The organism is Rheinheimera texasensis (genome assembly GCF_964031785.1).
GTDB lineage: Bacteria > Pseudomonadota > Gammaproteobacteria > Enterobacterales > Alteromonadaceae > Pararheinheimera > Pararheinheimera texasensis_A.
Genome location: NZ_CAXIRE010000024.1, coordinates 213,872 through 237,128 on the forward strand (window position 1 = coordinate 213,872; position 23,257 = coordinate 237,128).

The window sequence follows — 23,257 nt, forward strand, 5'->3', positions numbered from 1 at the left end:
GGTCCTTAGAGTAACTGAAAACTGAGCTGGATTCCAGCACTCAGTTGCCTTGGCATACCGGGTTCAAAGGCGCGGCCAGAACTCTGGTTCACTACTACAGCGCCAACGTACTGCTGATTGGTCAGATTCTGCGCAGACAAATCAAAGCGCCATTGCATAACGCCGGCTTGAGCTGACCAGCCGGTCTGTAGGTCAAACAGGCCATAACCCGGAGCAAACTGTGCATGACGGTCATCGACCGCGACCCGGCTGAGCCGACGATAACCCGCTGCAGCAAACCAGTGCTCGCCAGGCGCGAAACTCAGCCGCAGCGCATGTTGGTTACTGGCGACGCCGGGCAATTGCAGGCCATGGCTGGGTTCTGCCGGATTCTGGTACACCGCATCCAGATAACTGTAGCTGTATTCCGCTTGCCAGCCCGAAGACCAGCGCTGCGCCATGCTCAGTTCTGTACCATAGCGTCTGGTGCCGGCAGCATTTTTAAATACGGTCCGACCACCGCTGCTGATGTCAACGACCAGTTCATTGCTGCTAGTCAAATAAAACACATCAAACTGGACCTGACTGCGTCGGCCGTTATTATCCTGCTTCAGCCATTTTAAACCGCTGTCCCACTGCCGGTTTTGCGCGGCTTCTAACTGCAGGTTGAGGCCACTGCCATTGCGCTGATACGCCATTTCAGTCAGGGTCGGGCTTTCAAAACCACGACCTGAACTGGCATGCCAGGTCAATTCATCGGTGAGCTGATAAGAAAAACCAAGCGCGTGGGCATGGCCTTGTTGGCTTTTTTCGCCGCTGTCATCCGGATTGCCCGGCACTATAAAAAAGTCCTGACTGGAAAATTTCAGAAATGCCAGCCGGCCACCGGCAAACAGCGATAAAGCGGGCGTCAGCGCATAACTCAGGCGCAGTGTGGCATCCTGACTGCGACTGTCACTGCGATCGTCGCGACGTAACGCGCCGGCCTGACCAAACTGATTGACATAGCCCTGGCGCTCATCACGGCTTTGTTCGTGGCTCAGCCCCCATTGCAATGCCAGTTGTTGCCATTGGTGTTGCTGTTGCCATTGCAAGCCGGCCATTTGCCGAGATAGCTGCACTATGCCGCCGGCGCTGGTAATAGCTTCACCGCTTTGGGTTAAAAACTGATTGATTTGCCGTGAAGTCAGATAACTACTGAACTGCCAGTCGCTGCTTTGCAAACTGATACCAGCCTGTTGCTGGCGGGTGCTTTTGTGGCTGTCAAAACGACTCGCTAATGCTGAGGTTTGCTCAGGGTTCGTTTGCCATTCGGTCAGCGTTAAGGCGCCGGGGTCATCGAGCCTGGGGTCGCGGCTCCAGTCAAACCGGGCATTAAGCCGGATATCATCGCCAAGCTGCCATTGCTGTTTCCACAGAGCAGCCTGACGTTCAGCGCGATTGTGTGGGCGGGTCCCCTGAAAGTCAGCTTGCTGCAGCATCAGGGTGCCGAAATCGCTGTCAGCGCGCAGCAGTTGCTGGCGCATGGTGCTGCTTTGTTGTTGCTGCAGCTGCAGCAGACCCGGCTCGGTCGGTTTGCTGTCAAAAGCCACCACGCCGCCGGCTGCATTGCCATACAAGGCGGCAAACGGGCCTTTGAGTACAGACACTGCAGCGAGATCGGCTGTGAATAAAGCACTGGGTTGGGTCTGCCCATCCGGCGTGGTGAGCGGAATGCCATCCAGCGTCATGCGCAGGCCTCTGACGCCAAAGCTGCTGCGACTGCCAAAGCCACGCAGACTGAGGCGGCTGTCCTGCGCCAGATTAGAACGTACATCGACCTGCAGACCGGCGATGCCTTGCAACAGCGCCAGCGCGTCAGTTTGCAGTGCCGGATTGAGCGGCTGCACACTGAGCGCGGCCGGGTTTTGCAACCAGCTCACGGGTAAAGGGCCGGTGCGCACCGCGATCCGTTCAATGGGATCCGGTGCGGTTGCATAGAGTAAATCCGTGCCGGCAGGCAATGTCGCACTGCCCAGCAACGTCATACTGCTAACGGGTAACCACAACAGCATTGGATCAGCCGGCTGGGGTCAGGCGTAACACTGCGCCTTTGTCTTCGTCGGTCAGCAAATACACAGCACCGTCCGGTGCGACTTCGACATCCCGAACCCGCGCACCAATACGGATGCGTTCTTCGTGGCTGACTTTGTCGTCTTTGATTTCCAGCCGTACCAGTTGGCCGAATTTCAGTGAGCCAACCAACAGATTATTTTGCCATTTGCTGAACATAGCGCCGCGATAAAACAACATGCCACTCGGGGCAATTGACGGCACCCAATAATGCAGCGGCTGTTCGAGGCCTGCTTTGCTGGTGGTGCCGATCACACCACCGCCATATTCTTCACCATAAGTGATTAGCGGCCAGCCGTAGTTTTTACCGGCAACAGTGATATTGATTTCATCACCGCCTTGTGGACCGTGTTCATGGGTCCAGAGCCTGCCTTTGTCATCCAAAGTGGCCCCCTGAATATTGCGATGCCCATACGACCAAATCAGCGGTTGGGCTTTGCTCTGAGCTGCGAGCACGTTACCCGGCGCCGCTGCGCCATCTGGTGTGATGTGCGCGACTTTACCGACTAAAGTTGATAAATCCTGCACCAGTTCGCGTTGATTGCCGCGATCGCCCATAGTCACAAACAGACTGCCATCGGCCTGTTGCACCAGCCGGCCACCAAAGTGGTATTTGCTGTCGACTTTGGGCGTCTGACTGAAGATGACTTTGAAGTTTTTCAGTGCCTGACCGTCCAGCGTGGCGCGGGCGACTGCGGTGCTGTTGGTGTTATCAGCACCAGGTTCGGCGTAGCTTAAGTAAATAGTCTGATTTTTAGCGAAATCTTTGTCGGTCAGCACATCGAGCAGACCGCCCTGGCCGGCCACAACAATTGCCGGTAAGCCACTGATGGGCGCACTGAGCTGGCCGCTTTTGTCGATATAACGCAGCCGGCCATCACGTTCTGTCACCAGCAAACGGCCATCCGGCAGCACACTGATGCCCCAGGGATGGGCTAAATCGGTGGCGACAGTATCTATCCGCAAGTTGCCCTGTTGGCTTGCGACAAAAGCCGGATCTGCGGCAACAACACTACTCAGAATGGCAAGCGCCAGCATAGAAATACGCATCAAGATCTCCTTAAACTTTCAGGCCTTCAGCCAGCATCGCTCGTTGCACTGCAGGCCGCGCCAGCACCCGCTGCTGAAACTGTTGTAATTGCGCGTATGGTGTCAGATCTACCTGAACCATCCGTGCCCAGCCCAATACCGTAAACAAATAGGCATCTGCGACGGTAAAATAATCGCCAAGCAGAAAGTTTTGTGCGCCCAAAAGCGCTTCGGTCTGACTGAGACGATGCGACAGCCGTTGACGAGCGGCTTCTTTAGTGACATCCGCAGCGGTTGGGTCAAACAGCGGCGAGAAATTCTTATGCAGTTCAGTGGCGATAAAATTCAGCAGGGACTGCAGGCGATACCGGCCAAAGCTGCCATTGGCCGGAGCCAGATTGGTCGCCGGCGCCTGGTCAGCAATGTATTGCAACAGGGCCGGGCCTTCGGTCAGCAGTTCGCCGTTTTTCAGCTGCAATGCCGGCACATAACCCTGTGGACAAATCTGGCGGTAATCACTGCCGTCGGGCAGGGTTTTGCTGCGCAGGTCGACCCGGATAATTTCATGTTTAAGTCCGGCCTCTTCCAGCGCAATATGGGAAGCCAGCGAACAGGCGGCAGGGGCAAAATATAACTTCATAACAAGGCTCCTGAGCCGGTGGCAGGCCACCGGGATATGAATGTAACCACGCTTATAGCGCGTTCAGCACTACCTCATGATGGTTGCTGGTTTTAAAAGTATCAAATACCTGGCTCACCACACCATCCTGTTCAATCAGAAAGCTGATGCGGTGAATGCCATCGTAAATTTTTCCCATGAACTTCTTCTCGCCCCAGACGCCAAAGGCCTCAGCCAGCTGATGCTCCGGGTCGGACAACAGCATGAAATTGAGCTGGTCGCGTTCGACAAACTTCGCCAGGCTTTTCACCGGATCTGTGCTGACACCCACAGCCACGACATTTTTCGCTGACAGTTCAGCCTTGATATCACGCAGCCCACAAGCCTGCACGGTACAGCCCGGCGTCATGGCTTTTGGATAGAAATATAACAGCACCCGGTGATTGGCCAGCAGGCCTTTTAAGGTTGTCTGCTCACCAGACTGATTCAGTAACGCGAAATCCGGGGCCGGCTGACCGGCAGCTAAAGTTTGCATAAACACTCCTGTATGTAAGGCGCTTAGCTTTGCAGCTCAAAGCGGCCTTGCAGTTGCATCTGATTAAATTTAGCCTGCAACAGGCGTTTGATTTTGTCGCTGTCGAGGCCTTGCGGTAACTGCACTGTCATCACGGTATGGGTTTGCGGCGGCTGTGCCGGGTCCGATTGCAGCGTCTCAGATTTCAGCGCGCCGATATAGACCTGGTGTTCTGCCAGCAAACTGGAGATAGCGCCTAAAGTGCCGACGCGATCAATCCCTGTGTATTCGACAATATAAGGTGCCGACAAGGTCGGCAATGTGCAGGCGCTGGTACGTTTGGACATCGTCAGCAGATCAAGCTCAAAAGCCGAGCTAGGCAGCAGATATTCGATTTTGCTGATCGCCGCGGCGTCACCGGACAGCAGCATAATAAAGGTAAATTCGTTACCAAAAATGGCCATCCGGCTGTCGACGATGTTGCAGTTGCAGTCAGTGACCAGCCGGGCCAGCTGACTGACGATCCCTGTACGGTCTGTACCTATGGCTGTAACGACCAGTTGTTGCGGCATGAGCGTGCATAAATCCGAAATCAAGAAGGCCCGGAGTGTAACATAATCCTTTGAAATTTCATCAGGAACGGAACGTGCGCTTGTGTTAAGACCGCGCCGTCATTAATATGAGCAGCCTGATTTTTATGGAGCTGCAGTTAAAATGTTCAGTGGTAGTCACGTTGCCCTTATCACCCCAATGTTTGAAGATGGACAGGTGGATTACCCAAGCCTCAAACGGCTGCTCGATTATCAGTTAAATAACGGCACCGATGGCCTGATCATCATGGGTACCACAGGCGAAGCTGCCACCATCGAATTCGCTGAACAATTAACTGTGCTGCAATTTGTTATCGACCATGTGCAGGGACGTTGCCAGGTTATCGCCGGCAACGGTTCTAACAGCACAGCAGAAGCTGTCGAAAAAACCAAAGCGCTGGATAAAATGGCGATTGATGGTTTCCTGACTGTGACGCCTTATTACAACAAACCGACCCAAAAAGGCATGTTGGCGCATTTCGGTGCAGTGGCCGCAGCCACTGACAAACCAGTGCTGCTCTACAACGTTCCTGGCCGCACTGGCGTTGATTTATTGCCGGCGACTGTGGCGGAGCTGTCAAAGATCAGCAATATCACCGGCATCAAAGAAGCTACTGGCAATCTTACGCGTTTACGCGACATACAGGCGCTGGTCGGGGCGGATTTTGCGCTGCTGAGCGGCGATGACGCCAGTGCCTGTGATTTCCTGCTGCAGGGCGGGCACGGCGTGATTTCAGTCACCACCAACGTGGCGCCAAAAGCCATGTCAGCGATGATTAGTGCCGCCCGCTCCGGTGACAGTGTCAAGGCGAAAAGCGTTGACAGCACTTTGCAACCACTGCACCGTGACCTCTTTATCGAAAGCAACCCGATCCCGGCCAAATGGGCGCTGCTGCGCCTGGGGCTGATTTCGTCGGATTTTGCCCGTTTACCTTTGACACAGCTGGAACCAATTCACCAGCCCGTAATCGAACAAGCGCTGCACGCAGCGCAGCTGTAACCGAATTTTTGACAATTTCTTCAGTAGGAGTGCTTAGGTGCATTATTGGATCCCTGGCGCAGTAGCAGCCACTTTGTTGTTATCTGGCTGTTCTTTGTGGCCCGCCGCAGAAAAAACCGCTGTTAATGAACAGCGTATCGCCGATTTAAAAATCCCGGCCGGCTTAAAAGCGCCAAAAAAACCAGGTCAATACGATTTACCGGCCAAAGTAGCATCTGGCGTCGCGCCAGAACAAATGGACCTGCGGGCACCAATGCAGGTATTGGCTGTGGCCACTAACGCGCGGGTGGAAGAAGAAGAAAAAGAAGCCCGGGTCTGGTTTGAACGTTCAGAGTTCACCGGCGACCTGATGCCTTATTTACAGAACAACATCAACAGCTATTTCAGCAAAAACAGCATCGAAGTGAACCAGCCAAAACAACTGGAATGGCAGACCGGCTGGGTCAGCGAATATCAGGAAACCGGCTGGTGGCTGTGGAAAGGGCAGGAATTAACCCAACAAAGTAAGTTCAGCGTGCAATTAGAGCCACGCAGCCACGGCCGCACTATCGCAGTGCAGGTCAAACTGCTGGAACATAAATACACCGACGAGACGCAAAAACTGACGCCAATCAGCCAGCGCCGCGAAGAAGTGCATTTTTTAAACCGCATTATCGACCACGTTGCGACTGTTGAACTGGCGGCCATTCGTGAAGCCAAAGCCAAACTGCCGGATGTTCTGCTGACGCGCGCCGTCAACGACAAACAGGAACCAGTGATGCTGACGACCCAGCCAATTGACGTGGCCTGGTCGCAGCTTGAACTGCTGCTGGAAAAAGTCGGGCTGGAAGTGACAGATCTTAACCAGTCGGATTATGTCTATTACGTTAAGTACGTCAAAGCCGAACAAGGTTTCTGGGACAGCATCTGGGGTGATGACGCATTACCTGAGTTACCGCTGACCGCTGGTGAATATCAGTTATCGCTTGGCAAAACCGATAAAGGCACTGCGATTAAGATCAAAGACAAAGACGGCAAAGTGTTGGACCAAACCACCTTAGACGCCGTGTACGAAGTCTTTGCTGCAGCGATCCGCCAGGGCAAACTGGAACTCTGATCTGAGATTCCGGTGACAGATAAAAGCGCGAAGTCTCTGACTTTGCGCTTTGTTTTTTGGCAAAACCGCAGTGTATTGCGGCACAATATGTGTTCTTTATTCCAGCTGGTCACCGTTGTTTGAGTGCAACTGACCAGCGCCAGACTGTGCATTGCACACTGGTCTGAATCAGCGGAGTTTTTATCATGCCAACCCCTACTATGCCTGGTCGTATTAAGCGTCTGCTCCATGCTGCTTTACTGGTATCTGCGGTGCTGAACACGCAGGCCAAAGCAGCGGAACTGACCGATTTGTATCAGGCGAAAGTGGCGGCAGGGCAGAGTCAGTCGCAGTGGCAACGGCAAGCCTTGCAAGACGTGTTGGTCAAACTCACCGGCGGCGAAGCGATACTTGGCCAGGCCGGCATCGCGGACGCGTTGAAAAACAGTGGTCAGTTTGTCGTGCAGTTTCAACAGGTGCAGCAAGATGGTCAGTCGCAGTTATTAGTCACGCTCGACGGCCAGAAAATTACTCGCCTGCTGCAAAGTCTGCAGATCCCAGTGTGGGGGCCACGCCGGCCTGATGTGCTGTTATGGCTGACCGAGCGGCCGGTTGAGACACCGCAGTTTGTGTTAAGTCCGGAACATCCGCTGCGTAAAGCACTGCTACAGCAAGCCGGCCGCTACGGCCTGAGCCTGCAATTCCCGCTTTATGATGAAACCGACAGTGCTCTGGTCAATGAAACTGCCAGCTGGGGCGGCGACTGGGCATTGTTGCAACAGGCGTCCGGGCGGTATCAGGCCACTGAAGTCTATAACCTGTTGTTTGATCAGCTGACCGACGCCAGCGGCTTAGTACAGTTCCGTCTGACCTGGCAGCAGCTGCTAGACGGCGCCGTGCAAAGTAAAGAGCTGCTGAACGCCGATGCCATGGCGCTGGCGCAGCAGTTCTGTGCGGAACTGGCCGCGGCGCAGGCCTCGCGTTATGCCGTGCGCATCAGCGCCGGTGGTGATGCCGCCTCCGGCAGCCTGCAACTGACCTTTGACGGGGTCAGCAGTCTGAGCGATTTAGTGGCACTGCGGCAATTATTCAGCAGTATGTTGACTGTGCGCGAGCATCAGCTATTGCAGTATCAGGCCGGACAGGCCGTGTTGCAGCTGCAGCTCGCCGCCAGTCCCGATGAGTTTTACCGCGCCTTAAGTCTGGTCAAAGAACTGACGCCGCAGCCAGAGGCTGTTGCGCCTGAAACTGTCACATCTGAGCCTGTCGCAGCAGATACCGCAGCTGGCCAGCCGGCTGAAGGTGCACCTGCAGCTGAAACCCCGGCGGCATCGCCAGTGCAGAACTCAGGCGAACTGACCGATGCCGAAGCGGCGATGGAAGCCGCGTTGGCGGGCGGACAGCCTGAGCCGGTGGCGGGTACGACAGATCCTGCGTTGCCCCAGTTAGGTGGACCGAGTTCTGCTAGTGCAGCGCTGGTGATCAGCAGCCGTTATTTGTTCCGTCGCCAATAATGCAAACGCCGATGCAGCCGACGCAGTTTACGCTTGCAGTGACTTTGCCGGACGACGAAACTCTGCATAGCTTTTACGGTGCAGACAGCAGTCCGGCCGTGGCTTATATCCGTCAGTACTTGCAGCCTGAAACGTCAAATAGCGGCAAGCCGCAGCCGCCGGTGTTTGTGTTTGGCGCATCTGGCAGTGGCAAGTCTCACTTGCTGTATGCCGCCTGCGTGCAGGCACAGGAGCTGGGCCTCACCAGTCAGTTGCTGGCGCTCGATGAATTTGCCCAGTACAGCCCACGGATGCTGGATAATCTGGAGCAGCTCGACCTGGTTTGCCTGGATAATATCGGCGCGGTCGCCGGTGATTCACACTGGCAGGTGGCCTTGTTTGATTTGTACAACCGCCTGGCTGAACATGGTAAAAAACTGATCATTGTCGCCGACGACCAGCCGACCGCGCTTGGCTTTACACTGCCGGATTTGGTCTCTCGCTTACAGGCTTGTACTGTGTTTCAGCTGCGGCTGCTCAGCGATGATGACAAACAAAAACTGCTGCAGCAAAAAGCCCGGGTGCGCGGTTTAGATTTGCCCGACGAAGTCGCGCGTTATTTGCTAAACCGCCAGCAACGGGATATCCGCGCCCTGGTTGATACCCTGGATTTACTCGACAAAGCCTCGATGGTGCATCAGCGCCGGCTGACCATTCCTTTTGTCAAAGACGTTTTGGCTGCGACTTTGCCCGCCACAGAGCTCTGATCTGCTGGTTTTTCCGGCGATTTGCTAAAATTTTCCTCGACTTGGCGCGCCCAAAAGCGGCGAAATTGTTGTAAAATCACCGGTTTTAGCAAACTGGCTGGTCTGAGGAAAATCATGAACCTATCTGCCATCTTAGACAGCGCATTACAGGCGGTTGCCAACGCCGCCGATGTGAATGCGCTCGAAGACGTCCGCGTTGAGTATTTCGGCAAAAAAGGCAGCATCACCGAGCTGTTAAAATCCTTAGGCGCGATGGACGCTGAAGCCCGCAAAGTGGCGGGTGCGCAAATCAATGAACTGAAACAACAAGTCCAGGACGCTTTAAACGCCCGCCGCGATGGCATGCAGGCCGCAGTGCTGGCGCAAAAACTGGCGTCTGAGCAAATCGACGTGACACTGCCGGGCCGCAGCATCGAGCAGGGTGGTTTACACCCGGTCACGCGCACTATTCGCCGCATTGAAACCTTTTTTGGCGAACTCGGTTTTGAAGTCAAACATGGCCCGGAGATCGAAGATGATTTCCACAACTTTGATGCGCTGAATATCCCTGAGCATCACCCGGCCCGTGCTGATCACGACACTTTCTATTTTAATCCAAAGCTGATGCTGCGTACGCAGACTTCAGGCGTGCAAATCCGCACCATGGAAACTGAACAGCCGCCGCTGCGGATCATCTCTCCAGGCCGCGTTTACCGGAACGACTACGACATGACGCACACGCCAATGTTCCACCAGGTCGAAGGTCTGATGGTCGACAAAAATGTCAGCTTTACCGAGCTTAAAGGCATTTTGCACGACTTCCTGAACAACTATTTCGAAGAAGACTTACAGATCCGCTTCCGTCCGTCATTTTTCCCGTTTACTGAGCCTTCGGCCGAAGTGGACGTGATGGGCAAAAACGGTAAATGGCTGGAAGTATTAGGATGCGGCATGGTGCATCCGAACGTGCTGCGTTCGGTCGGTATTGACCCTGAAGTTTACAGCGGTTTTGCTTTTGGCATGGGCGTGGAGCGTCTGACCATGCTGCGTTATGGCGTCACCGACTTGCGTTCATTCTTCGAGAATGACCTGCGTTTCTTAAAACAATTTAAATAAGCCGGAGCAAAACAATGAAATTCAGTGAATCCTGGTTACGGGAATGGGTCAACCCGGCGTTATCGACGCAGGAACTGGCCGAACAGATTTCAATGGCCGGCCTTGAAGTCGACGGTATTGATGCCATTGCAGGTAGCTTCAGCGGTGTGGTGGTTGGTCATGTGGTTGAATGTGGCCGCCATCCGGAAGCCGACAAATTACAGGTGACCAAAGTAGACATCGGCAGCGGTGAGCTGCTGGACATCGTCTGTGGTGCTGCCAACTGCCGTCAGGGCTTAAAAGTTGCGGTCGCCACTGTCGGCGCTGTGTTACCGGGCGATTTTAAAATCAAAGCGGCCAAATTACGCGGCCAGCCGTCTAATGGCATGTTGTGTTCTTTGTCTGAACTTGGTATGGCTGAAAGCTCCGAAGGCATTATCGAATTGCCAGCGGACGCGCCACTGGGTAAAAACATCCGCGAATATCTGCAGCTAGATGACAATGCCATTGAAGTAGACTTGACGCCAAACCGGGCGGACTGCCTGGGTATGCTGGGCCTGGCCCGTGAAGTCGGCGTACTGAATAAACTGGACGTCACGAAGCCGGCTATCGCTGCAGTGACTCCAGCTATTGATGAGACGCGCACTATCACGTTACAGGCGCCAAAAAGCTGCCCGCGTTACCTGGGGCGGGTGATCCGCAACATCAACGTTGGCGCGTCAACGCCGCTGTGGATGGTGGAAAAATTACGCCGCAGCGGTATCCGCTCTATCGACCCGGTGGTAGACGTGACCAACTACGTGCTGGTGGAACTCGGTCATCCGATGCATGCCTTTGATTTGGCGAAAATCGACGGCGGCATTGTGGTGCGTCTGGCCAAACCGGAAGAGAAACTGGTGCTGCTGGATGAAAGCGAAGTCACGCTGAATCCACAAACTTTAGTCATTGCTGATGCGCAAAAAGCTTTAGCCATGGCTGGTATTTTTGGTGGCCTCAACAGTGGTGTCACCAAAGACAGCCGCGATATTTTCCTCGAAAGTGCGTTTTTCGCGCCAACAGAGATGGCTGGCCGTGCCCGCCAATATGGTTTGCACACCGACGCTTCACATCGTTATGAACGCGGTGTAGACCCGGAACTGCAACGCACCGCGATGGAGCGGGCGACTGCGCTGTTACTGGATATCGTTGGTGGCGAAGCCGGTCCAATTGTTGAAGCGAAGTCTGATGAGCATCTGCCAAAAGCCGCACAAATCACGCTGACCCGGCAGAAGCTGGACCGCATTCTTGGTATCCATATCGACACTGCGACCGTCAGCGAGATTTTCACCCGGTTAGGTTTTGCCGTAACCGAGCAATCCGACAGCTGGCAGGTGACAGTGCCGACATATCGCTTTGATATTTCTATCAGCGAAGATTTGATTGAAGAAGTTGCGCGGGTTTACGGTTACAACAGCATTCCAAATGTGGCGCCTGTGGCATCGCTGGCGATGCGCGACCACCATGAAGCCGACATTTCAGTGCATAGCCTGCGCGATTTGCTGGTTGACCGTGGTTATCAGGAAGCCATCACTTACTCCTTTGTTGACCCGAAAGTGCAGCAAGTGTTGTTCCCTGGCGTCGAAGCATTAGTGCTGCCAAACCCAATTTCTGCTGACATGTCAGCGATGCGCTTAAACCTGTGGCCAGGCCTGCTGCAGGCTGTGCAGTACAACCAAAACCGTCAGCAAAACCGTATTCGCCTGTTTGAATACGGCCTGAAGTTTATCCCGGATGCCACTGCTGAAGGCGGTGTGCGTCAGGTGCCGGTGATCGGCGGTATTATCGTGGGCTCTTATGGCAACGAACACTGGACTATCGCAGAACGTGCAGTAGATTTCTATGATGTCAAAGGCGACGTCGAAGCGCTGCTGAGCAAAACTTCAGCCGCCGATGAATTCAGCTTTGCCAAAGGCGAGCACAGCGCATTACATCCGGGCCAGACGGCTGCGCTGCTGCGTAACGGTCAGCAAGTTGGCTTGTTGGGTGCGCTGCATCCGGAAGCCGAACGCAAGCTCGGCATTAAAGGCAAGGCCTTCCTGTTTGAACTGGAGCTGGCGGCAATTGGCGACAAGCACATTGTTTCTGCTCAGGAAATCTCAAAATACCCGGCAAACCGCCGCGATTTGGCAATTGTAGTGAAATCTGATGTGCGTTTTTCAGATATCCTTGCTACTATAAGAAAAGTTGGCGGAAATCAACTAGTTGACCTAAAGTTGTTTGACGTGTACACAGGTCAGGGCGTGGCAGACGGCATGAAGTCGCTGGCAATCGCTTTGACCCTGCAGGACAAGACGCGGACCCTGGAAGATAAAGACATCCAACAAGTGGTGGCTTCCGTGGTGCAGGCCCTTGGAGATGAGTTCAACGCAACGTTGAGGGATTGAGAATGGCGCTTACCAAAGCCGATTTAGCAGAACGTTTATTTACTAAGTTTGGCATCAGCAAACGCGACGCCAAAATGATAGTAGAGGCATTTTTTGAAGAGATCCGCCTCGCCCTTGAAACCGGCGATCAGGTCAAACTATCAGGCTTTGGTAACTTTGACCTGCGGGTGAAAAATCAGCGGCCGGGTCGTAACCCGAAAACTGGTGAAGACATTCCAATCTCTGCCCGCTGTGTGGTGACATTCCGCCCGGGTCAGAAATTAAAAAGTCGGGTAGAAGTCGGCACTGCCAAAAAATAACGGCAGAAACTGCAGCAAAAAAAGCGCAATGGCTATGCCAGTGCGCTTTTTTTTTGCCGGAAAACCGCCAGTCAAATCGCTGATCTGCATAAATATTTCACGGACTACTGATCCAACAACCGGGCAGGATTGTAATGACCCCATCATCTGAATTGCTCCACGTGACTATGAAACTGAAAATTGGTATCAGTGCCTGTGTCCTCGGCCAGAAAGTACGCTTTGACGGCGGGCACAAACAATCCGAATTTTGTACCGCAACTTTATTACCCTTCGCTGATTTTGTGCCATTTTGCCCGGAGCAGGCGCTGGGTATGGGCGTACCGCGCCCGGCGATCCGGCTGATGAAAAATGCTGCTGAGCAAATCCGTCTGGTCAATAACAAAGATGCCAACATCGACCATACCGATGCGATGCATGCGCTTTGTGACGAACGGCTGCCACAAATGGCTGATTTTTGCGGTTATATCGTTTGCGCCAAATCACCGAGCTGTGGCATGGAGCGCGTGCGTTTGGTTGATGAAAAAGGTGCACAGCTCGGCAAAGTCGCAGTCGGGCTTTTTACTCGCGAACTGATGCAGCGTTACCCTTGGCTACCGGTGGAAGAAGATGGCCGGTTGCTCGATGCCGGCATCCGCGAAAGTTTCGTCACGCGGATTTACGCCTTAGCGCATTGGCAGCAGCTGATGGCGGACGGTTTTAGCATCGGCAAGCTGGTGAAGTATCACAGCCAATATAAGTTTGTGTTACTGGCGCATCACCCTGTGGCGTATCGCGAATTAGGCCGTTTAGTCGCGCAAGGCAAGCTGTTTGCGCCAGAGGAGTTGGCAAACCGCTATCTGGTCGCGATGCAGCAGGCGCTGGCACAACCAACGACGCGGAAAAATCACGCCAATGTGCTGATGCACCTGCAGGGCTTTTTCAAAAAAGTGTTATCCAGTGAGGCCAAGGCTGAGCTGCTGCAGCTTATTCATCAATACCGGCTCGGTCATATTCCGCTGCTCGCGCCACTGACGTTATTAAAACATCATCTGCGGTTGCATCCGGACGATTATGTCGCGTGTCAGCGTTATTTACAGCCGTTCCCGACTGAACTTGGAGTGCGGGTATGAGTGCTTTCCAGCTGGTGTGGCTGCGCAACGATCTGCGTCATTATGATAACGCTGCGCTTTTTGCCGCTGCACAAACCGGTTTGCCGGTAGTGGCTGTTTTTGTCGCCACGCCGCAGACCTGGCAGCAACACGACATGGCACCGATCAAGCAGGATTTAGTTCGCCGCCGGGTACTGGTGCTCAAAAATGAGCTGGCCTCGCTTGGCATCCCGCTGCTGGCTATTGAAGCGCAGCGTTACAGCGACTGTGCCGCGATTTTGCAAAAACTTGCCGGGCAAGGTGCGGCCGGGCTTTATGCTCAAACCGAGTATGAGCTGCGTGAACAGGCGCGTGATCAGGCCGTCACTGCGGCCATGAATGCTATCGGCGTGCCTTGTTTCTGGTATGACAGCCAATGTGTGATGCCGCCGGGTTCAGTGCGCAGTAAAACCGGCGACATTTATAAAATTTTTACCCCATTTAAGAAAACCTGGCTGGCACAGCTGCAATATAAAGGTGTGCAGGTGCTGGGGAAGCCTCAGGTACAAAGCAGTGTGCAACTGGATGAGACTGGCTTGACCCCGATGCTTCCAGGAGATAACAGCTCCGCAGCCTGGCCGGTGGCCGAGCAACAAGTGCTGGATTTACTGCGTAGTTTTTGTCGTGAACGGGTGCAAGACTATCAGCAGGCGCGTGATTTCCCGGCCATTGACGGCACTTCGACCTTGTCGCCGTATTTTGCCATTGGCGTGGTGTCGGCGCAGCAGGCGGTTGCGCGGTTGCAGGCGGAAGCCAACACCACGATGTGGCAGGACAGCAGCGGCGCCGCGGTGTGGTTGTCCGAACTGATTTGGCGGGAATTTTATAAACACATTCTGGTGGCGTATCCGCAGCTGATTAAACACCGGGCCTTTCAGGCCGACACTGAAGCCATTGTCTGGGGCAATAACGAGGCCTGGTTTGCCGCCTGGTGTGAAGGCCGCACCGGTTATCCGATAGTCGACGCAGCAATGCGCCAGCTCAATCAAACCGGCTGGATGCACAATCGTCTGCGGATGATCACGGCGAGTTTTCTGGTAAAAGACTTACAAATCGACTGGCGCTGGGGCGAGCGTTATTTTATGTCGAAGCTGATTGACGGTGAATTTGCCGCCAACAATGGTGGCTGGCAGTGGGCGGCGTCAACAGGCACTGATGCCGCGCCGTATTTCCGTATTTTTAATCCGGTGACACAAAGCGAGAAATTTGACCCGAAAGGCGTATTCCTGCAGCGGTATTTGCCGGAACTAAAAGGTCTTGCCAGTAAACAACTGCATTGGCCGCACCCGTTGCCGATGTCGGTGCAGTATTTCCGGCCTGTGGTTGATCATGCCAAGGCCCGGCTGCGTACATTGGCTATGTTCAAAGCTGCACGCGGTGAATCAGCAGATGTTACTGATGAACCTACTCAGCTGGCACTTGGCACTTCTGACGGACTTTAAGCAATGCAGACGGAATCACCCGCGGTTACGCAGCCTCAGCCTGACGCCTTCAAACGGCTGGCGCTATTTGTTGAATTTTATAACCAATTAAATTTCAGTAACCTCAAGACTTTAAGAGAGTTGTATGCCGACCATGTCGAGTTTATCGACCCTGTGCATCAAATCTCGGGTCTCCCGGCGCTGGAGCAATATTTTGCCCACGCCTATCAAAATCTGCAGCACTGTGAGTTTGTCATGGGGGCGCACGGTGTGGGGCCACATTGGGGGTTTGTCAGCTGGCAAATGCGTTTTCGCCATCCCGCCATCGGAGCAGGTGAGTTGATTGTCGTCGATGGCAGCACTGAACTCACTTATGACGCCGGTGGCAAAATTGTCCGGCATCGGGATTATTACGATTTAACGCAAATGGTCTATCAGCACTTACCGGTCATTGGCTGGCTGACCGGCAAAGTCCGCAGCCGGATGGCACAGGCCTGATTTCAGGCATTTTCACCGACTTTATTTCAAGGAATATCTACATGCGTATTGCAGTCATTGGCGGTGGTATCTCTGGCATGATGAGCTGGTATTTATTAAGGCAGCAACATCAGGTCACCTTATTTGAGGCCGGCAATTATCTGGGGGGCCATACCGCGACTGTCGATGTGAGTGTCAATGGCCGTGAGTACGCCGTCGATACCGGTTTTATCGTGTTTAACAACTGGACTTATCCGCTGTTTAACCGCTTTATCGCCGAGCTGCAGGTGCCGTTTCAGCATACGACCATGAGCTTTGCTGTCACTGACCGTGCCGCCGATTTTGAATACAACGGTAACAACCTGTGGAGCTTGTTTTCGCAAAAACGCAATCTGCTGCGACCGTTCTTCTGGCGCATGCTGCGCGACATCGTGCGTTTTAACAAAATTGCTAAGCAGGCGGTTGCCGATAACAGTGCGGATTTAGATTTGCCTATCGATGCCTTTTTGCAGAAACATCAGCTTGGTAACGACATGCGCGACAAATATCTGCTGCCGATGGGCGCGGCGATTTGGTCGGCCGGACTCATCGCGATGCCGGATTTCCCGCTGCGGTTTTTCCTGCAATTTTGCAATAACCACGGTCTGCTGAATATCAACGACCGGCCGCAGTGGGCCGTGATCAAAGGCGGCTCGCGTCAATACGTCAATGCCATGTTAGCCAAATGCGGCACTGATGGCATCCGCCTGAATAGCCCGGTAGCGCAGGTCCGTCGTTTTGATGAGTCTGTTGAAATCGCATTGGCCGATGGCAGCACTGAACATTTTGATCAGGTGGTATTTGCCTGCCACAGCGATCAGGCGCTGAAAATGCTGGCTGATGCAACAGCGACTGAGCGGCAAGTGCTTGGCGGCATTGCTTATCAGGATAACGATGTAGTGCTCCATACCGACATCCGGCTGTTACCCAAACGCAAAGCAGCCTGGGCGGCCTGGAATTATCTGTTAGGCGCTGATGCGGCAACGCGTGCCACGCTCAGTTACAACATGAATATGCTGCAAGGCATCAGCAGCGACACCACTTTTGTCGTCAGTCTGAATGCGTCAAACCAAATAGCAGCCGAACATGTTTTACGCCGTTTCACTTACGCCCATCCGGTCTACAACCAAAGCACGATGCAATCGCAAGCGCGGCGCAGCGAGATTAACGGTCAAAACCGCAGTTATTTCTGCGGTGCTTATTGGTATAACGGCTTTCACGAAGATGGCGTGCGCAGCGCCGTGGATGTCGCAGCCATGCTTGGGGTGAAGTTCTGATGGCAGCCCATGCCATTTATCGCGGCCGGGTCGGGCATCAGCGCCTCAAACCCAAACCGCATGGGCTGCATTATGATATCCAGTATTTCTGGCTGGATTTGTCTGCGCTTGGCGAGCTGCCGGCGCAAATCCAGCGCGAGTCTTTTGGCGCTTTTTCCCTGCGTCGCCGCGATTATTTTAACGGCTGCGCTGCAGTTGCCGGCATTGCTGATTTGGCTGAAGCGGCACTGCGACGCGCCGAGCAGCTTGGCGCTGATGTCAGCGGCATCGATCAGGTGTTTTTGTTATCGCCGCTGGCCAACTGGGGCGTCTATTTCAGCCCGCTGACACAGTATTATTTGTATCAGCAGGGCCAGCCGCGTTACCTCTTGGCAGAAGTCAGCAATACGCCCTGGAACGAACGGCATCATTATCTGGTGCCGCTTGCAACGGCTGATGTGACTGAGTACAGCCACGCGAAAAATTTTCATGTCTCGCCGTTTAATCCGTTGGATATGCAGTATCACTGGCGCATTGAAGCGCCCGCTGAGCAATTTAATCTGCTGCTGCAGAACAGCCGGCAAGGCGAAAAAGTATTTTCGGCCTGGTTCCGCCTGCAGCGCGAAGCATTAAATGCAGACAGCATCCGCCAGATGTTGATCCGCCAGCCATGGCAAAACGTACAGGTTGTCATACGCATTTATTGGCAGGCGCTGTTGCTGTTGGTCAAAGGCCTGCCATTTTATTCTCATCAAAAGCCAAAGGATCAATCGGTATGACATTAGCACTCAGTCAATCAGGTGATTATGCACAGCCAGGACTGTTGGACCGCATCTGCCGTCGTCTGGTACAGGGTTACCTCGCCGGCCTGCAACAGGGTTGTATTGAGCTGGTGGATCACAAAGACGAGCTGATCCTCGGTGATGCCCATGCCGATCTGCGGGTGCGGCTGGAAGTGCGTGATCCACGGTTCTATCAAAAACTGGTGCTGGAAGGTTCGGTTGGCGCTGGTGAAGCTTATATGGATGGTTGGTGGCACACGGACCAACTGACTGCACTGGTACGAATTTTCGCCCGCAATATGGTGCTGTTGGATTCTTTGGAAAGCGCCTGGGCGCGTTTAAGCAAGCCGGCACTGAAACTACTCGACTGGAAAAACCGCAACACCCTTGGCCAGTCGCGTAAAAACATTGCTGCGCATTATGATTTAGGTAATCCGTTATACCGCTTGTTTCTGGACGACAGCATGATGTACTCCAGTGCTGTGTATCCGTCACCAGACAGCACGCTGGAGCAGGCGCAGCAGCATAAATTGCATCTGCTCTGCGAAAAATTGCAGCTCAAGCCGGGTGACCATTTGCTGGAAATTGGCACCGGCTGGGGCAGCTTAGCGATTTATGCGGCGACTCACTATGGCTGCAAAGTCACCACCACCACCATTTCCAGTGAACAATATGACTACGCGGCCGAGCGGATTGCTGCTGCGGGCCTCACCGAACAAATCACGCTGTTATTTGAAGATTATCGTTTGCTGAGCGGTCAATACGACAAACTGGTTTCGGTTGAAATGATTGAAGCAGTGGGCAAAGAGTACCTCGACAGTTATTTTGCCAAATGCAGCAGCCTGCTGAAGCCGGATGGCTTGATGGTGTTGCAAGCCATAACCATCGCGGATCAGCGCTTTGAGCACTACAGCAAAGAAGTAGATTTTATTCAGAAGTTTATTTTCCCCGGTGGTTTTTTGCCGTCTGTGACCAAAATGGCCAGCGCAGTTTGTGATCACACGGATCTGGTGATCCGTCAGCTCAGCGACATAGGCCTGGATTATGCGCGGACTTTGGCTGACTGGTTTGAACGCTTTGAGCAGCAAAAAGATCAGGTACTGGCACTGGGTTATGATCAGCGCTTTATCCGGATGTGGCAATTCTATTTATGTTACTGCGAAGGTGGATTTTTAGAGCGCGCCACCAGCACTGTGCATCTGGTACTGGCCAAACCGGGTTTTAAACAGCCGGTCTGATAATTTACTTAAAATCTGACATTGTGTTATAACTTTCAAAAAGTTATCGGAAGTCAGGTGACATGGATCCGCAGCTAAATCAGCAAAGTGGTACCGACCAAACAGTATGCTCAGCAGGAGAGCAGTCCGAGATTAAGCAACTGCGCTATGAAGTGGCCACGCTACGAGCATTAAACCGGTTGGCGCTGGAACTGCATAGTATAGCGACAGACCACGCCGTTTATCAGCAGGTGGTGCGGCTGGTCAGTGACGAGCTGGGGTTCGCCGATTGCGGTTTGTTTGTACCCGACGCTTCCGGTGTGTTACGTCGTGTTGCTGCCTGCGGTTTGCGTGTCTCTGATCAGGCACCGGTGTTGGACCCACAAAGCGCGGCAGGTCTGGTCGCTTGCGCCGCCCGTCAGCAGCAAATTGTGTGCGTGGCTGATACCAGACAAGACTCCCGCTATGTACCGGGCAACAGCCGTTTTGCCGCAGAGTTAGCTGTGCCTGTGCTCTCCGCTGGTAAATTATTGGCGGTGCTGGATTGCGAGCATCCGACCCCTGGTTTTTTTGCTGATAAAACCGCGTTATTAACCCAGGTGGCTGAGATCCTGGCGCGCAAAATGGAGCAGCTGGCCGGGCTTGCAAATATTCAGCATTCCGTGACACAGCTGGAATATGCCAGCCGCCTACAAAAAGTGTTGTTTAACATCGCCTCGCTGCAGTACGACGGTGAGGCGTCTGGGCAGTTTTATCAGCAGCTGCATCAGAATGTGAACTCGCTGATTTATGCCGAGAATTTTTTTATTGCGCTGTATGACAGCGATACCGAAGTGCTGCATTTCCCTTATTTTGCCGACTCGCATGAGCACATCAGCCCGGACCAGTTTTACCCTAAAGAAATTCTCAATCACAGTCTGACCGGTTATGTATTTCGCACCGACAAACCTCTATTGGCGGACAAAGCCATGCTGGCACAGCTGGATCGCGAGCACGTGGTCAAAGCTTATGGTGAACAGCCGGAATACTGGCTGGGAGTGCCGTTTAAGTCGGAAGACCGTGTACAGGGCGTGGTGGTGGTGCAAAGTTACGATGCTGAGCGCTTTTACCAACAAACCGATCTGGATTTATTGTTGTTTGTCAGCCAGCACATTTGCAGTGCGCTGGAGCGGGTTTTTGTCCAGCAGCGCCTGTTGCATCAGGCTTTGCACGATGCGCTGACCAATTTGCCAAACCGTGTGTTGTTTTTGGATCGGGTTCGGCAAGGCTTTAAACGCCGCCGGCGTTATCCGAGCCATGTGGTTGCCGTGGCTTATCTCGATTTAGACCGCTTTAAAATGGTGAATGACACCCTTGGGCATCAAATCGGCGACGAGTTTCTGGTGGCTGTCGCACAACTATTGCGCCGTTGTCTGCGCCAGAACGACACGCTGGCGCGGCTTGGCGGCGACGAATTCGCCATTTTACTGGATGACGTGCATACGGAGGCGGATGTGGCGGAAGTGATGCAGCGGATCAGTCATCAGCTGAATCAGCCAATAGTCCTGAAGCAGCATAAACTACAGACATCCGCCAGTATTGGTGTAGCTTTGGCTGATGCCAACACAGTACTGGATGACACCGACGAGTTGATCCGCCGCGCCGATATCGCCATGTATCAGGCGAAGCAGGATGGCCGTGGCGTTTGCCGGTTTTTCTCCGACGAAATGGATCAACGTGCCGTGCAGCACTATCAGCTGGAGATGGAGATCCAGACTGCGCTCAGCGAACAACAGTTTGAATTGCACTACCAGCCAGTGGTGAATTTGGACAATGATGATACTGTCGGTTTTGAAGCCCTCATTCGCTGGCAGCACCCGGTGCGCGGTTTTATCCCGCCCAATGATTTTATTCCGCTGGCGGAAGATCTGGGTTTACTTGGTGATATTGACCTTTATGTGGTGCGTCAGGCGGTCAGTCAAATTAATCTGTGGTGGCAGAACTATGCCACGCCGTTTTATATCAGCGTGAATATTTCCGGTCGTAGTTTCTCGCAGGCTGATTTCGCTGATGCCGTGTTGCAACTGCTGGCGGCGGCGCAAGTGCCGGCCTGCTATCTGGCCATCGAAATTACGGAGCGGGCGCTGATTGATAAAATCGATCAGGCAAAAACTACGATAGCGCGGCTCAGAGCGGCGGGCATCCGGGTGTTTCTGGATGATTTTGGTACTGGTTATTCCAGCTTAAGTTACTTGCACGAATTTCAGCTCGATGTGCTGAAAATTGACCGTAGTTTTATTGCCGGGATCCGGCCGCGCATTCAGGAAAACGCCGTGGTCAATACCATCATTACGCTGGCTAAGACATTAAAACTCAAAGTGATAGCTGAAGGTATTGAAAATAGTCTGCAGCGCAAGATTTTGTCCGAACTGGGTTGTGAGTCGGGGCAGGGATATTGGTTTGCTGCAGCATTGCCACCGCGTCAGGCGGTGGAGTGGCTGAGATAGGCCGGGTGTATTGGCCCGGTGTTAGTCACCGGGCGTTGCAGCTACTTTTTCAGCTCGATTTTGCTCTCGCTGATGCTGATTTTGCCTTCTTTAAACAAAGCGCCAATGGCCTGTTTATAGACTTTTTTGCTGACGCCAAACAGCGCGTAAATCGCTTCCGGCGAGCTTTTGTCGGACAGCATCAATACACCGTCGTTAGCTTCAAGTTTTTGCAGGATCTGGCCGGTTAAATCCAGCGTTTTGCCATAGCCCGGTTTGTCCAGTAACAGGTCAATTTTGCCGTCGCTACGCAGTTTATTGACATAGGCTTTGCATTGATAACCGCGGCGCAACTGCTTAAACACCTGATCTTTATATAAAAGACCCCAGTGTTCATTATTCACCACTACTTTAAAACCTAGATCGGTTGGTTCAGCCACCACAATTGAGACTTCGTCACCGGCTTTGAGCTGTGGTGTGGTTTTGCCAATAAATTTATCCAGTTTGCTGGACGCAACAATGCGGTTGCTTTTATCGACAAAACAATAGACCAGGTAGCTGTAGTCCTGCTGCATCGGCACCGCCTGTTCGGCAAAAGGGACCAGCAGGTCTTTTTTCAGACCCCAGTTTAAAAAGGCACCGACTTTGGTGACTGCGACGACGCGCATCTGCGCGACTTCACCGACTTTGATCAGCGGGCGTTCGGTCGTTGCGATCAGTTGGTCTTCCGAGTCGAGATACAAAAATACGTCGATGCTGCTGCCGATATCGGCAGTTGCCGGCACATAGCGTTTTGGTAACAGGATATCGCCCCATTCTTTGCCATCGAGATAGACGCCAAAGTCCACCCGTCTTTTCATGACCAGCCGATTGGTTTTTCCGAGAAACATTATGACTCCAGTTGAAACAGGGGAGGATTGCTCTGCTGCAGCAGGCGCGGATTCAGCACAACAGACTGGTTTGAATCTGCAAACCACAGCTGGCCTTCCTGAATGGTACATTGTAGCTGCATAGTGCGCTGGCACAACTCAGCAAGTGCCTGCGACTCAGATGCATCAATAGCGACGACGGTCAGATTCGCTAATTCGCGGGCAGTTTTTTGCGCGTCTTTCCACCATTTATCAACAACAGTACCGCCATAAGCCAGCACCATGCCTTGTTGCGCCCGGTGCGCGGCGCGGCGTAACAGTTTGTCATCCGGTAAACCCAGCTCAATCCAGAGTTCGATATTGCCGCCATAATCGTGTTGCCACAGATCCGGTTCAGCGTCTTCGGAAATACCTTTGCCGAAGATCAGCCGCTCGTGTGCGCACAAAGTAAAAGCCACCAGACGCAGCATCATGCGTTCAATAGTTTCAGAAGGATGCTGCGCCAGCGTCAGACTGTGGGTCTGATAATAGTGACGGGTCATATCGGCGATGGCCAGTTCAGCTTTATAAATGGTGGCTTTGAGCGCCATGGAAGATACCAGAGAAAAAACGGGGCGCCAGTGTAACGGT

At 53.4% G+C, this 23,257-nt stretch carries 21 protein-coding genes; 14 read left to right on the forward strand and 7 right to left on the reverse strand.

Annotated elements, in window-relative coordinates; translation table 11 throughout:
• Positions 1-5: 5 nt before the first annotated feature.
• The 5 genes from ABNT34_RS19590 to ABNT34_RS19610 are packed head-to-tail and all read right to left on the reverse strand — an operon-like array spanning position 6 to position 4,825.
• Positions 6-2,033, reverse strand: a complete 2,028-nt coding sequence (locus ABNT34_RS19590; protein ID WP_348734590.1) for a TonB-dependent receptor — start codon at positions 2,031-2,033, stop codon at positions 6-8.
• A gap of 4 nt (positions 2,034-2,037) precedes the next feature.
• Positions 2,038-3,141, reverse strand: a complete 1,104-nt coding sequence (locus tag ABNT34_RS19595) for a PQQ-dependent sugar dehydrogenase (RefSeq protein ID WP_348734591.1) — start codon at positions 3,139-3,141, stop codon at positions 2,038-2,040.
• Between the two features lie 10 nt (positions 3,142-3,151).
• Positions 3,152-3,760, reverse strand: coding sequence for a glutathione transferase GstA (gene gstA / locus ABNT34_RS19600; protein WP_348734592.1), 609 nt, complete (start codon positions 3,758-3,760; stop codon positions 3,152-3,154).
• A 52-nt stretch (positions 3,761-3,812) separates the two neighbouring features.
• Entirely contained in the window at positions 3,813-4,274 is a 462-nt protein-coding gene (gene bcp / locus ABNT34_RS19605; RefSeq protein ID WP_348734593.1) for a thioredoxin-dependent thiol peroxidase, read from the reverse strand.
• Positions 4,275-4,297: 23 nt separating this feature from the next.
• Positions 4,298-4,825, reverse strand: a complete 528-nt coding sequence (locus ABNT34_RS19610; protein WP_348734594.1) for an ACT domain-containing protein — start codon at positions 4,823-4,825, stop codon at positions 4,298-4,300.
• Positions 4,826-4,967: 142 nt separating this feature from the next.
• On the opposite strand from ABNT34_RS19610, the gene dapA reads away from it, so the two are divergent.
• The 14 genes from dapA (at position 4,968) to ABNT34_RS19680 (ending at position 21,779) form a co-directional block, all read left to right on the forward strand.
• Positions 4,968-5,843, forward strand: coding sequence for a 4-hydroxy-tetrahydrodipicolinate synthase (dapA, locus tag ABNT34_RS19615; RefSeq protein ID WP_348734595.1), 876 nt, complete (start codon positions 4,968-4,970; stop codon positions 5,841-5,843).
• A gap of 37 nt (positions 5,844-5,880) precedes the next feature.
• A complete protein-coding gene (gene bamC, locus ABNT34_RS19620; protein WP_348734596.1) occupies positions 5,881-6,939 on the forward strand; it encodes an outer membrane protein assembly factor BamC in 1,059 nt (352 codons plus the stop codon).
• Between the two features lie 185 nt (positions 6,940-7,124).
• Complete coding sequence (locus ABNT34_RS19625) at positions 7,125-8,432, forward strand: DUF2066 domain-containing protein (RefSeq protein WP_348734597.1); 1,308 nt, start codon at positions 7,125-7,127, stop codon at positions 8,430-8,432.
• A gap of 11 nt (positions 8,433-8,443) precedes the next feature.
• Positions 8,444-9,178, forward strand: coding sequence for a DnaA regulatory inactivator Hda (gene hda, locus ABNT34_RS19630; protein WP_348734598.1), 735 nt, complete (start codon positions 8,444-8,446; stop codon positions 9,176-9,178).
• A 114-nt stretch (positions 9,179-9,292) separates the two neighbouring features.
• Positions 9,293-10,273 (forward strand): phenylalanine--tRNA ligase subunit alpha, encoded by a 981-nt coding sequence (gene pheS / locus ABNT34_RS19635; protein WP_031570964.1) that lies wholly within the window; start codon positions 9,293-9,295, stop codon positions 10,271-10,273.
• Between the two features lie 14 nt (positions 10,274-10,287).
• Positions 10,288-12,675, forward strand: a complete 2,388-nt coding sequence (gene pheT, locus ABNT34_RS19640) for a phenylalanine--tRNA ligase subunit beta (RefSeq protein WP_348734599.1) — start codon at positions 10,288-10,290, stop codon at positions 12,673-12,675.
• A gap of 2 nt (positions 12,676-12,677) precedes the next feature.
• Positions 12,678-12,974, forward strand: a complete 297-nt coding sequence (ihfA, locus tag ABNT34_RS19645; protein WP_031570961.1) for an integration host factor subunit alpha — start codon at positions 12,678-12,680, stop codon at positions 12,972-12,974.
• 134 nt (positions 12,975-13,108) lie between these two features.
• Positions 13,109-14,083 (forward strand): DUF523 and DUF1722 domain-containing protein, encoded by a 975-nt coding sequence (locus tag ABNT34_RS19650; RefSeq protein ID WP_348734600.1) that lies wholly within the window; start codon positions 13,109-13,111, stop codon positions 14,081-14,083.
• The gene (gene phrB / locus ABNT34_RS19655; RefSeq protein ID WP_348734601.1) at positions 14,080-15,543 is read left to right on the forward strand and encodes a deoxyribodipyrimidine photo-lyase; all 1,464 of its coding nucleotides are present in this window, start codon (positions 14,080-14,082) and stop codon (positions 15,541-15,543) included. Before ABNT34_RS19650 ends, phrB begins: the two co-directional genes overlap by 4 nt.
• Before the next feature lie 3 nt (positions 15,544-15,546).
• Entirely contained in the window at positions 15,547-16,020 is a 474-nt protein-coding gene (locus ABNT34_RS19660) for a nuclear transport factor 2 family protein (protein WP_348734602.1), read from the forward strand.
• Between the two features lie 41 nt (positions 16,021-16,061).
• Positions 16,062-17,315, forward strand: a complete 1,254-nt coding sequence (locus ABNT34_RS19665) for an FAD-dependent oxidoreductase (RefSeq protein WP_348734603.1) — start codon at positions 16,062-16,064, stop codon at positions 17,313-17,315.
• Positions 17,315-18,073, forward strand: coding sequence for a DUF1365 domain-containing protein (locus tag ABNT34_RS19670; protein WP_348734604.1), 759 nt, complete (start codon positions 17,315-17,317; stop codon positions 18,071-18,073). Before ABNT34_RS19665 ends, ABNT34_RS19670 begins: the two co-directional genes overlap by 1 nt.
• Positions 18,070-19,314 (forward strand): cyclopropane-fatty-acyl-phospholipid synthase family protein, encoded by a 1,245-nt coding sequence (locus ABNT34_RS19675; protein ID WP_348734605.1) that lies wholly within the window; start codon positions 18,070-18,072, stop codon positions 19,312-19,314. The genes ABNT34_RS19670 and ABNT34_RS19675 overlap by 4 nt, the downstream gene beginning before the upstream one ends.
• Before the next feature lie 62 nt (positions 19,315-19,376).
• Complete coding sequence (locus ABNT34_RS19680) at positions 19,377-21,779, forward strand: EAL domain-containing protein (protein WP_348734606.1); 2,403 nt, start codon at positions 19,377-19,379, stop codon at positions 21,777-21,779.
• A gap of 41 nt (positions 21,780-21,820) precedes the next feature.
• On the opposite strand, the gene ABNT34_RS19685 is transcribed toward ABNT34_RS19680, so the two are convergent.
• Together ABNT34_RS19685 and ABNT34_RS19690 are read right to left on the reverse strand one after the other, a co-directional pair.
• Positions 21,821-22,648, reverse strand: coding sequence for a S1-like domain-containing RNA-binding protein (locus ABNT34_RS19685; RefSeq protein ID WP_348734607.1), 828 nt, complete (start codon positions 22,646-22,648; stop codon positions 21,821-21,823).
• Entirely contained in the window at positions 22,648-23,217 is a 570-nt protein-coding gene (locus tag ABNT34_RS19690; RefSeq protein ID WP_348734608.1) for a YaeQ family protein, read from the reverse strand. Before ABNT34_RS19690 ends, ABNT34_RS19685 begins: the two co-directional genes overlap by 1 nt.
• Positions 23,218-23,257 lie beyond the last annotated feature (40 nt).